Source organism: Ignavibacteriales bacterium (assembly GCA_016700155.1).
Classification (GTDB): domain Bacteria; phylum Bacteroidota; class Ignavibacteria; order Ignavibacteriales; family Ignavibacteriaceae.
On the sequence record CP065001.1, the window covers coordinates 4,104,503 to 4,116,896 of the forward strand.

The 12,394-nt window shown below is 35.9% G+C and carries 7 protein-coding genes; 1 reads left to right on the forward strand and 6 read right to left on the reverse strand.

Going from position 1 to position 12,394, the window contains the following annotated elements:
* Nucleotides 1–86: 86 nt before the first annotated feature.
* The gene (locus tag IPM56_17230; GenBank protein ID QQS35958.1) at nucleotides 87–1,706 is read right to left on the reverse strand and encodes a T9SS type A sorting domain-containing protein; all 1,620 of its coding nucleotides are present in this window, start codon (nucleotides 1,704–1,706) and stop codon (nucleotides 87–89) included.
* 106 nt (nucleotides 1,707–1,812) lie between these two features.
* Between IPM56_17230 and IPM56_17235 the strand changes: the two genes are divergently transcribed.
* Nucleotides 1,813–2,502, forward strand: coding sequence for an amino acid racemase (locus tag IPM56_17235; protein QQS35959.1), 690 nt, complete (start codon nucleotides 1,813–1,815; stop codon nucleotides 2,500–2,502).
* 54 nt (nucleotides 2,503–2,556) lie between these two features.
* Here IPM56_17235 and IPM56_17240 read toward each other — a convergent pair whose 3' ends face one another.
* From IPM56_17240 to IPM56_17260, 5 genes are all read right to left on the reverse strand, one after another.
* Nucleotides 2,557–3,357, reverse strand: a complete 801-nt coding sequence (locus IPM56_17240; GenBank protein ID QQS35960.1) for a dienelactone hydrolase family protein — start codon at nucleotides 3,355–3,357, stop codon at nucleotides 2,557–2,559.
* Between the two features lie 172 nt (nucleotides 3,358–3,529).
* Nucleotides 3,530–4,699, reverse strand: coding sequence for a SpoIIE family protein phosphatase (locus tag IPM56_17245; GenBank protein ID QQS35961.1), 1,170 nt, complete (start codon nucleotides 4,697–4,699; stop codon nucleotides 3,530–3,532).
* 12 nt (nucleotides 4,700–4,711) lie between these two features.
* On the reverse strand, nucleotides 4,712–5,089 hold the full coding sequence (locus IPM56_17250; protein QQS35962.1) for a response regulator: 378 nt from the start codon (nucleotides 5,087–5,089) through the stop codon (nucleotides 4,712–4,714).
* Nucleotides 5,090–5,187: 98 nt separating this feature from the next.
* Nucleotides 5,188–8,340: a GHKL domain-containing protein gene (locus tag IPM56_17255; protein ID QQS35963.1), complete on the reverse strand. Its 3,153-nt coding sequence runs from the start codon at nucleotides 8,338–8,340 to the stop codon at nucleotides 5,188–5,190.
* A 147-nt stretch (nucleotides 8,341–8,487) separates the two neighbouring features.
* Nucleotides 8,488–10,428 carry a HAMP domain-containing histidine kinase gene (locus IPM56_17260; protein ID QQS38345.1) on the reverse strand — a complete coding sequence of 647 codons (1,941 nt, stop codon included), beginning with the start codon at nucleotides 10,426–10,428 and terminating at the stop codon, nucleotides 8,488–8,490.
* Nucleotides 10,429–12,394: the final 1,966 nt, after the last annotated feature.

The window sequence follows — 12,394 nt, forward strand, 5'->3', positions numbered from 1 at the left end:
GTTTTATAAAAATAATAAGCGGACTGCCTGCCAATCCGCTTTGATGATTCTCAAATGTAATTTTGATTAAGTTATACAAAGATCTGTCATTTAATCAAAAGCATTTTTCTTGTCTGTGTGAATTCTCCTGCTTGCAACTTATAAACGTAAGTCCCCGATGAAAGATTTGAGGCTTCGAATTCAACTTCATAAATACCTTCCGGTTTTTGATCATCAACTAATGTAGTTACAATATTTCCCAGAATATCATAAACCGTAAGTTTGACATTCGATATTTCGCCGCTGATGTTTGAAGGAATCATAAATATTATTTTGGTTGATGGGTTAAATGGATTCGGGTAGTTTTGTCCCAAATCAAAATTAAATAATAAATTAATTTCAACCTCCACAACGTTGGAGAAATGGAAAGTGCCGTCGAAATCAATTTGTTTCAATCGATAATATTGTTTTCCTGTTGATAGCTTATTATCAATGAAAGAATAATATTTTGTTTCCGTAGTATTACCGGCTCCCTTTACTGTTCCGATAGTTTTATAGCCGGTTCCATCATCACTTCTCTGAATTTCAAAATGTGAATTATTTCTCTCGGAAGCTGTTGCCCAATTTAAAAGTACAGTATTATCATTTACCGAAGCATTGAATGAAATTAATTCAACCGGAATAAATCCGCCGTCTCCCGTCCAGCAAGTTGCCTGGTAATTCGTTGATGACCCGCCCATATTTCCACCGCCAAAAAATATTTTGCCTTGTGATGGCATATAAAAAGATAGCGCCAATCCTCTTTCAGAAGCAACATCGCCGTCATAAGTCCATGTGTTATTTGAAGGATCATAATAAAAAACTTTCGGGTTCGATGGATAGGTTGTATAACCACCGCCGGAACCAACCAGCACTATATAATTATTAACTGTTGTTGTTGTCCACTTGCAGAAACTTACAGGTTCGGGAAGGGAAGCTATCGGGCTCCATGTATTTGTAGCAATTTCATATTTCATACAAGCAGTTTGATCCTGTCCGTCGGGGACGAGTCCGCCAACGAGATATAAAAAACCGTTATGATATGTTAACCCACCGTATCTTTTAATTATTGGTGATGGTGCCAGGACACTCCACGTATCAGTTGATATACTGTATCGCTCAAGGTATGATGCCGGCGCGGTAGTACTGTAATTGGAACAGTGCGCATAGATGTAATCACCTCCGCCCCAGGCAATTGCGTTTTGTGCTTCCATTATATTTGCAGATGGATTGACAAGCACTCTCCAGATACCTGTTCCGTTTCCATCAGGTGAAAATTTTTCGAAAGTAGTTGCTGCCGCGGTTCCGGAAATTTTATAAAGTTCTCCATCAGCAACGCAAAATCCACTGTTATATCCGGGGTCAAGACAAACAGTTGAACTGTCCCATGAATTTGTATTAAGATCATAAGCCATTGCCAGCAGCCCGGCATTCTGTCCCGTAAAAACATAAACATAATTCCCGATTTGTCCGCCGATTGAACGACCAAATGGCTGCATCGCATTTGTAATGCTGTTCCAATTAAGACTCAGTATCGAATAATTGTTTTCTGTAGAAATTGGTCCGGCTATGTTTCCGTTTTCATCAAGATTTTTTTGTAAAGATTCTTCCGGTGTTAGCTGGGTTTGCGCACAAATTAAAGTGGTAAAGAAAAGAATAAAGAAAAAAAACTGTGAAGATGTTCTCATTATGTCTCCATTTTTTCGATGAGGTAGGATTAACTTACTGAATACTTATTTTACTGACAACGAAATAATATTTTTTATAGATTGTAAAGTAAACCAACGGAGTATCATGAAAACTATCGGACTTATCGGTGGAACAGGCTGGTTATCAACAATTGAATATTACCGTGAGTTGAATCTCGGCATAAATAAAAAATTAGGTGGACTAAGTTCGGCGAGGATAATTCTTGATTCATATAACTATGGTGATATTGATAAGCTAAATAAGGCAGAAAACCACGAAGGCATTTTAAGATTATTAATAGAGTCTGCCAATAAACTGCAGCAAGTCGGGGCTGAATGTATTTTGCTTTGCGCAAATACACTTCATATGCATGCTGAAAAACTTATTGAAAATATTTCTGTCCCATTAATTCATATTGGTGATGCTACGGCGACAGAAATAAAACGACATAACATTTCAACAATTGCTTTGCTGGGAACTAAATGGACAATGGAAATGGATTTTTATAAAACCCGGTTAAGTAATTCGGCAATAAAATCTCTTGTTCCATCTTCTGAAGAGATTAATTTTATTCATTCAGCTATTATGAATGAATTGCTGAAAGAGGATTTCCGTGTTGAAACTAAAAACAGATTTTTAGAAATCATTAATAATTTATTATCTCAAGGTGCAGAAGGAGTTGTTCTTGGCTGTACAGAAATCCCGTTGATCATCAGCCAAAAAGATTTTGAAGTGCCTGTGTTTAATACTCTTCAGTTACACGCAAACGCGGCTGTTGATTTTGCTTTACTATAAAGAGAAAGCAGTTCAATAAAAACTGCTTTCTCTTAATCTTACTCTTTATCTCTCTTACATAAACAACTCTTTAAAAAACTTTTTCATATCGTCCCAGCTTTTCTCATCAGCAGCTTTATTGTACGCAATTGGGATATTGAATTTTTTACCAACACTATCAGCTGCGGGATTTGTAAAAGCATGAAGACCATCAGGATAATTAATAAACTCGTACTTTAATCCTGCATCATTCATTGCTTTTTCAAAAGCGGTGATCTGTTCTTTAGGGATAAAACCATCCGCTTCACCATTGCACACTAACATTTTTGCTTTAACAACAGAAGGATCGGGAATTGAATCCGTCGGCAGACTTCCATGAAAACTTACAACACCATTCAGATCAGCACCGCCGACAGCCATGTGAAGCACAACTCCACCGCCAAAACAATAACCTATTGCCGCAACTTTATCTGGATTAGTTTGCTGTTGTTCTTTAAGTAGTTTTATTGCTGCATTAAATCTTGCTGTTGCCTCTTCGGGATTTTGCATAACGCCCCCTGCAAGCGCACCCGCGTCAGTCGGGTTATCAACCGTTTTTCCGTCACCATACATATCAATTGCTAAAGCGGTGTATCCAAGTTCTGCTAATTTCCTTGCCCTCATTTTTGCGTAATCATTGTTACCCCACCACTCGTGCACAACAATTACTCCGGGTCTTTTTCCTTTTACATTTTCATCATAGGCAACGTACCCTTTTAATGTTGTTCCGTTTGATGAGTAAGTGACGTCTTTTGTTGTTATTGACGGACCGTCTTCCTTTTGAGCGCAGCCGGCTAAAAACATAAATGATAAAATGATTGTCGATAAGTACTTCATACTTCGTCCTTTCTTTTAAAATATTATTGCAGAAGAAGTGATAGGGAATCAGTTAAGTACAAAACTAAAAAAAGAATCCGCATTCACAAATGGATAAAATCGGGAATTACAGATGGTGTGATTCTAAAATTATTTTAGCCAACCTGAAGATAAGTGCTGACTTTTCTCTAATTCACTGCTTCAAATACTTTAGCGCCATCGTTGTAACGTCATCAGACTGTTCAACGCCATCAGCAAATGACTGAACACTCTGAAAAACATGATTAATAAGTTCGTTGGCGTTGTAATTATTTTTATTTTGAATCATCTGTGACAACCTGATTTCCCCAAATTCTTCATTCTTTTTATTGAACGCTTCTGTTACACCGTCGGTATAGAAGAATAAACTCTCACCCGGTTTCATCATAATAACATTTGATTGATACTCAACATCTTTCATAGCGCCCAATAGCAATCCGCCCACATCAGGAATTTGTTTTATTGATCCATCGTTTAAAAGATGATAAGGAGAATTATGTCCGCCATTACAATATTCAAAAGCACCGCTGCGGGTGTCAAGTACTCCATAAAAAACAGTAACAAACATATTGCTTGGACTTTCCTCAACAAGAATATTATTTACTTCAGACAAAACACTGTCCGCAGGTATTCCTTTGCAGGCCGTTGATTTCAGCAATGTTTTACAAACTGCCATTAAGAGAGCCGCCGCAATTCCTTTTCCGGATACATCTCCTATTACAACTCCAAGTCTGTATTTATCAATCATTAAGAAGTCATACAGATCACCGCCTACTTCTTTAGCGGGTATCATTTTTGCATAAATATCAAATTCTTTCCGTTCAGGAAACGGAGGAAATGTTTTAGGAAGTATTGACGTTTGAATCACATTAGCAATATCAAGTTCCTGCTGAAGCGCAACCAGTTTATTATGACTTGCAAGAGCCTGTTTATATAATTCAATTTCCTTCAATGATTTTTCTATGGTAATCTCAAGGTCTTTTAGATCTATTGGCTTAGTAATAAAATCATATGCCCCGCGGTTCATCGCAGTTCTGATGTTTTCCATATCACCATAAGCAGAAACAATTACTGAACGCAGCATTTTATTATTCAGTTCATTAATCTTTGAAAGCAGTGTAAGTCCATCCATAACCGGCATATTAATATCTGTCAGTATAAGATTTACAGAATCATTTTTGCGAATTGTGTCTAAAGCTTCGGCTCCGTCTTTCGCAAAAAGAAATTCATACTCACCGGTTTTTATCTTTGTCCTGAACTTTTGGAGGATTAGAAATTCAAGATCCGGCTCGTCATCAACGACTAAAATTTTTGCTAATTGCATTTTCTTATTTCCTTAAATTGCCCCGGGATTATTTAGTCTTTCCCTTAAAAGATCAAATTGAAGAGGTTTTGTAAAATAATCATCTGCACCAAGGTTCTTGGCAGCATTATAATTTTGTTCATCACCGTAAGCAGTTATCATAAAAACTCTTAATTCCGGATACCTGGCTTTAATTTTTTCAAGCAGCTCAATTCCGTTCATCTCCGGCATATTAATATCAGTTAAAACTAAATAGTCGGTCTTGTTTTCGATTGAATCAATTAATTCAAGAGCAGATGAACCATTGAGCGCATATTTGATTTGAATCTCACCGGATTTTATTTCTTTCCTGAATTTTTGTTGAAACAAAAACTGAACGTCACTTTCATCATCCACTACTAACAACTTCATTTTTAAAACTCCTTAACACAAAATTATAAGCACAATTAAAAATGCAAATGACTTATCACGCTTTATTAGAAACAGTAATCCGGATTACCTGCTTATCCCTATAAATTATTTGGAAGGGTAATGATAAACTCAGTGTATTTATTCTCCTCGGTCTCAAATCTTATATCACCTGAATGTTGTTTTACTACTATGTCATAACTCAGGGATAAACCCAGCCCGGTTCCTTCACCTGTTGGTTTTGTTGTAAAAAACGGATTAAATAATTTATCTTTTATTTTATCAGGTATTCCCATTCCGTTGTCTTTAATCCGGACCTCAACTTTTCTATGCAAATTTTTTGTTGAGACCTTTAATATTGGAGAGAAATCATTTCCGGCTTTTTTCTGTTTATCATAAGCCGCATAGCAGGCATTGTTAATTATATTTAAAAATACTCTGCTGATATCCTGGGGTATGACATTTATCTTTTCGATAGATTCATCGTAATTTTTTTCAATAGTAATATTAAAATCTTTATTCGCTGCTCTCATTCCGTGATAAGCGAGATTTACATACTGATCGAGCAAGTCATTTATATCAGTTAAAGTTTTTTCCCCGGATGATCCTCGTGAATGAAGAAGCATTCCTTTTACTATTGAATCTGCACGTTTACCATGCTGATTAATTTTTTCGAGATTCTGTTTTAAATTTTCTATTAACTCAATAACTTCTTCTTCATTTTTATTCCTCAATCCTGTTCTTATTTCATCAAGCAGTTCGCGGCTGATTTCTGAAAAATTATTAACAAAGTTAAGCGGGTTTTTAATTTCGTGTGCAATGCCGGCAGTTAGTTCTCCAAGTGATGCCATTTTTTCTGAATGAATGAGTTGTGCCTGTGTGTCTTTAAGCTCTTTGTATGCTTTTTCGATTTCTTTAGCGTGCTTTAGCTGTTCTTCTTTTCGTTCATACTCGGCACGCAGGCGTTCTTTCCTGATTAATCGGTTTCTCTGCGTGCGGTCTGTTATGTATACACCAAAACCAAAAATCAATATATAAAAAGAATAAGCCAACCATGTTCTGTACCACGGTGGAAGTATCTCGAATGAATAGGTTCCCGTACTACTTTCATTATCGAGAATATTTAATGCCGCTACTTTAAATGTATATTTACCGGGGGGAAGGTTTGTATATTCTTTCTTTGTTTCTGTTGAGTATTGAGACCAGTCATCATCAAAGCCTTCTAAGAATGTTTTAAAATTATTTATGTTCCTTCCTTCGTAGCTTGCTGCAGAATACCAGAACTTAACTGAATTGTTCTCAAATGTTATCTCCGGCATAACCGGGTTTACTACCTTTCCACCGAAGTATATGGTTGAATCTTCACCTATTTCAACTTTGCGTACAAGTGATGCATAATCTATGCTGCCTAATTGTTTCTTCCCGAAATCATATTTAATAATACCCGTACTTGTGCAGAACCATACTTTTCCATCTTTCTCAGCATATAAACCATATATTTCTTCATCAGCAAAACTATTAAAAGGAGCTGTTACCCATTTATAAGAGCTATCCTTTTGAAATGTGCCCATTGCAACTCTCCCTTTTGTAATCAACCAAAGTCTTTCTAAACTATCTTGCCCGAAAAAGAGGACACTTTGATTATTAGAAAGATTATAGAAATCAGAGATGATTTTATCTGAAGTATCAGAAAAAAATATTTTCTTACTTGCATCAAATTTGAAGATGCTGTCTAATGAAAAGAAATAATTTACCCCATTAATTTTATCAACCGATATTTGCCCGCTTTGCAGCCCGTTACTTTCATTAAAATGTTCAACAAGCGGTGTATCTAAAAGAGTATTACCTTCCCTATCCTTTAAAAAAACAATTCTGAAAATGCCTGAAGCAACTGTCCCAATCCATAGGCTACCGTCAGCTTCTTCCATGATTGAATTTTTTTGATCGTCTAGTTTTAGAATCTGAGCCTCATCTATCCACTGGTTACCACTTTTTAATTTTGTATATAATCCATCAACTGTGCCAAGAAAAATTCTGTCTGAATTGATTTTAGATTGTTTAATTACTGTGATCTGGTATCCATTTGATCTTCTGTCCCGGACAGGAAGTGCTTTATTGTCCTCAACTTTAAACAGTCCATCATCTGTTCCTACAAGCAGATCTTTTCCTTGTTCAAGAAACCCCCATGATTGTTTATTAATCTCTTTTATTTTATGCAGATCAGATGTTTTAGGGTGCAGATAATAAACACCGCTAGTTGAGGCAACATAGAGAATTTCATTATGACGAATTATACCAATAGGTATAGTTTCAAAATTGTTCCTGGAATCGAAATAAGTAATCGGTGATGCATAGTCTATTCTGGATATACCATTATCTGTTGCCAGCCAAATTGCACCTGCCCGGTCTTGAAAAGCATAATAAACGGTATTATTAATTATGCCGCTTTCAAGATTGTATCTGCGGATTTCTTTACCGCTGCTATCGATTATTATGGCACCCCCATGTAATGTTCCTAATAATATATTTCCATCAGAAAGTATTGCCCTCGCGGAGTAAGTTAAATTTTCTTTGATAAAATCATCAGCTTCTGTTTTAAAAGGAGTAAAATTATTGCCGTCGTATTTATAGAGACCCATGGTTCGGGTAACAATTAGAATTGCATCGGTTTCACCGAAAAAAGGAAGCATTACAAATACACTTTCATTAGCAAATATTTCGCTTCCATTTAAAAGAGTTAATGAATCTTCAGTTAATCGCAAAAGTCCTTTCCCTCTTTCACGAACATATAAAGACCCGTTAACAGAAAACATTATGTGAAAACCTGCATCACTCTGAAGAATCTTAAATTTTCCTTTCTGATTATTCCATATAAAAATATAATTGTTTGCTAAAAAATAAATGTGATCGTTGCTGATATAGATATTCCATACATTGGAAAATTCTTTTTTGTCTTCAGGCAAATATTTTAACAGAGAATGAAATGTTAACCGACCTAAAGAATCCGGTGTAAAATATCCTAATTCACCAATTCCGCCGACATAATATTTTCCGTCTTTTATTGCTATAGAATTGACAGCCGATTTATTATCTAATTGATATAATCTCCATTTTGTACCGTCAAACTCCAGTAAACCGGACCAATTCCCAAAATACATTATCCCGGTTTCACTCTGCGCAATTGCCCGGTTTTGTGAAATGGCGTTATATTCCTTTGGGGAATAATTTGTGACATTTTGAGAACCGCTTTCCAAATAATTTTGTGCTGTTATGACCTTTGCAAAAAAACAGAGGTGTATGATCAGAATAATTTGTTTTCTTAAATAAATTTTAATCATCATAATTTAGATTTGTGAAGAATTCATTGTACTTATTTTTCTATCATTTTACTTTTGGGAAATTCATACAATTGGTAAGTGAATAATAAACCTTGTTCCTTCGCCTTCTTTAGTCTCTACCTTCAACTCACCGTTATGCACTTTAGTAACAATATCATAACTCAAGGATAAACCCAATCCTGTTCCTTCTCCTGTTGGCTTTGTTGTAAAGAACGGCTGGAATATTTTATCTAAGATATTTGCAGGAATTCCATTACCGTTATCAACAATTCTTATCTCAACTTTTCCATTAAGATTTATTGTTGAAACTTTAAGTGTTGGTGAAAAATTGTTGAAACCTTTTTTCTTTTTATCGAATGCCGCATAACAGGCGTTATTAATAATGTTCAGAAAAACTCTGCTGATATCCTGTGGCACAACATTTATTTTTTCTAATGATTTATCATATGTTTTTTCTATGGTTATGTTGAATTCTTTATTCTGTGCTCTCATTCCGTGGTAGGCTAGATCAACGTACTGTTCCAGCAAATCATTTATATCAGTTAAAGTTTTTTCACCAGAACTTCCTCTTGAATGAAGAAGCATTCCCTTCACAATTGAGTCTGCTCGTTTACCATGTTGATTTATTTTTTCAAGATTTTGTTTTAAGTCTTCAATTAACTCGGCGACTTCTTTTTCATTTTTATTTTGCAATTCTGTTTTAATTTCATCCAGCAGCTCGCGGCTTACCTCTGAGAAATTATTTACAAAGTTGAGCGGGTTTTTTATTTCGTGGGCAATACCTGCGGTAAGCTCACCAAGAGATGCCATTTTTTCTGAATGCACAAGCTGTGCCTGTGCAGCTTTCAATTCATGTAAAGTCAATTCAATTTTATTTTTTGCCTCTTCAAGGTTTTTAAAATCTTCATAGCGAGCATAAGCAATTGAGAAAGCCTCTGCTAACGTTTTAACCAATCCAAGTTTTTCATCTGCAAGCGGATTAACATCGCCAACATATAGCATACCTTGTGTGAAAGGTACAAAGTGCAGATCAAGAGATTCCGGAGGTGTTGATGAACCCTGGTATGTTTCTGCATTCTGTATCTGCCCTATTTTCATCAATGACTTTGTCCAATTTATAAACTCTTCTTTATTCCAATGTTCTTTATAAACTTTTTTCTTCTTCCAGTAATCAACCGTATTAGTTGTAAGTTCATTTGCATCAAATGATAAGTTCAATACACCCAATGATTTACCATCGGGTGTTGTTAAATAAACCCGCACTTTTTCTTTTTCTTCATCAACAATAAAAACACCGCAGCGGATAAACGGCACTTCAAGATTTTTTAACTCTCGCCAAATAACAGGGGTAATACGATTTAAATCTTCTGATGTTCTCATCGAGGCAATTTCTGCACGAACTCTATCCAGAGAAGCTTGTTTTGTTGCTGCAATTGCTTGTTTTTCAGCTTCTTTTAGTTCTATGTATCGTCTGTACGTTAAACTTAGAACAGAAGTATATCTCCTGAATATCTGTAAATCTTCTTCTTTAAGTTCTTTATCTGTCCAGGCAAAGACGCCGCCTTCCTTGAAGTAAAAATAATAGCCATATTGAACTTCATCTTCTGCGAAATCAGGAAATTCAACTTGCGGGTTCATGACATTATAATATTCTAAAATTTCTTTACCACGTAAAACAGGATGATATTCCTTTTGTCGTTTCCAGGTTTCAAATATTTCATCTAACACAGGATGCCCCGCAAGTTTTAGACTGCCGATAATTTTTTTTGAAATATTTTCTTTTGTATATGCTGTAGCACGTATATCAACCGTCCGGGTTTCACCATCCACTATACCCACACCACACCGATGAGGTAAAATATTTAACTTATTCAATTCTGAAAAGAAAGTATCAACAGTTTCTGCGAGATCCTCAGAACTATTCATAGCCATAGCTTTTGAACGAACTCTCTCCAGCGCTGCTTCAATTTGTGATTCTCTTGCTTGCGTTTCTGCCTGAACCATATCACTATAGCGCTTATAGGCAAATGCAAATACATTTCTAAATCTTTTCAGGACCATCTTCTGATCTTCACTTAGCAAACCAAAGTTGGAAATTCCTATTGCGCCGTTTCCGAAAGAGTATAGATTGTAAGTTAGTTGCTCAACTTTGCGAAGACGAGGATCTTCTTCCTCACCATTTTTTAAACGGATATCAATAAGATTCTGCAATTCCTGTCCTTCAAGAATAAGTTCAAAAAAGGCATCATTACTTGACTGGATTTGACGAACTTGTTTTTCAATTATTGGATCATCGTAATACGACATAAGTGTAACTGTTCTTCCCATATCATGTGAGTAATCGTAATCCAGGAAGGTCTCATTATTATCATTATGTAAATCGATTATTGCATTTCTAATATTAGTAAACCCAAGCTCTAGCAGTTGTTCATATAAAGCCTGAGCTATGTCTAACATTTCATCAGACCTTTTCATAGTAAGAGCAACTGTTCTTACTTTTTCAAGAGATGCCTCAATTTTTGCTTCTCTTGCCTGTGCTTCAGCTTTTCGCAGATCAAGGTATCGCCGATAAGTTTGTCCGAATACAGATGCAAAGCGTGTAAAAATTTGTGATGAAGCTGGTGATAATTCTTCTAGTGATTCAACAAATAATGCACCTTCTTGAAAGAAGAAAAACTTGTTGAAAATTTTAGATGGCAAATCTGCAACATCAAAGTTACCGGAATAGTTTATGGCATCATTAATACCTTTAAAGAAAGCTTTCATGCTTTCTCCCTCCAGATTATAAGAAAAATCTGGTTGATTATTTTTTGATGCATCAACAACAGCTGTCAGAAAAGGATGCATTGAGATATCGAGAAACCCCATGTCCAATTGCCTTTTTTTACCTGGAACTTTAATTGCCATCCTGCCCGTTACGGTCCATGTTTCCAGTTGTCCATTGTCATGAATAATGGCAATACCGCATGTAGTAGCTTCTGTGTTTAGGTTTTTAACTTCATCATAGAGTGTAATAACGGCATCTCCAACATCCTGGCTGCTATGCATAGCCATGGTTCTTGCGCGAACCCTTTCCAAAGCTAGTTCAATTTCTGTTTCTCGTGCTTGTGCTTCAGTTTTTTTAAGATCAAGGAAACGAGTGTATGTTTGCTGGAATACTTTTCCAAATCGCATTAGTACGGCATTCTCTTCATCAGTGTAAGAAGTATTGACAAAGTTTTCTATATAAAGAGCCACATTCTCCAACAGTACAGTTGAGATTGTAAAAGCGGGTGCATCAAAAATGGTTTTCTTTGATTCCTCAGGGAATCCTGGTATATGTTGAAAGAGATCCTGATAAAATTTGTTTTTTTCTTCAAGGGTAAGTGTGGTGGCAAAAAAGTCTATTCCATTTTTCTTTGCTTCATTAAAACGATTATAATAGATGCAATCAAAATAAGGAATCGTTACCTGTGCAGGGGTTCCGAACTTATCGGCGATCCAGCCATAATAATCATCCCTTGTCTTGTAATCCATAATAAACCCTGTATGTTCAGTATGGATTTTCAGTTGAATAAATTGATCATAAACAATCTGGATGACTTCCTTTAGCTCAACACTCTTCTGCATCGCCATTGTTCTTGCGCGGACTCTTTCCAGCGCCAGTTCAATTTCTGCTTCTCTTGCCTGTGCCTCTGCTTTTTCAAGATCTATGTATCTCCGAAAAGTTAGGCTTAAAACAGACGAAAATCTGACAAAGATTGATTTTTCTTCCTCGGATAGTGGATCTTTTGTCCAGGCGAAGATATTGCCTTCCCTAAAATTAAAATAGTGACCATGATGAATTTCCCCATCAGGAAATTCAGGAATATTGATTTGAGGTCTGAGTGCCTTATAGTATTTCTCAATCTCCTCTCCCTGCAAAACAGGAAAATAGTTCTCCTGTTTGATCCAATGATCATAAATTCCTTTAAGTACAGGGTGATTCAGG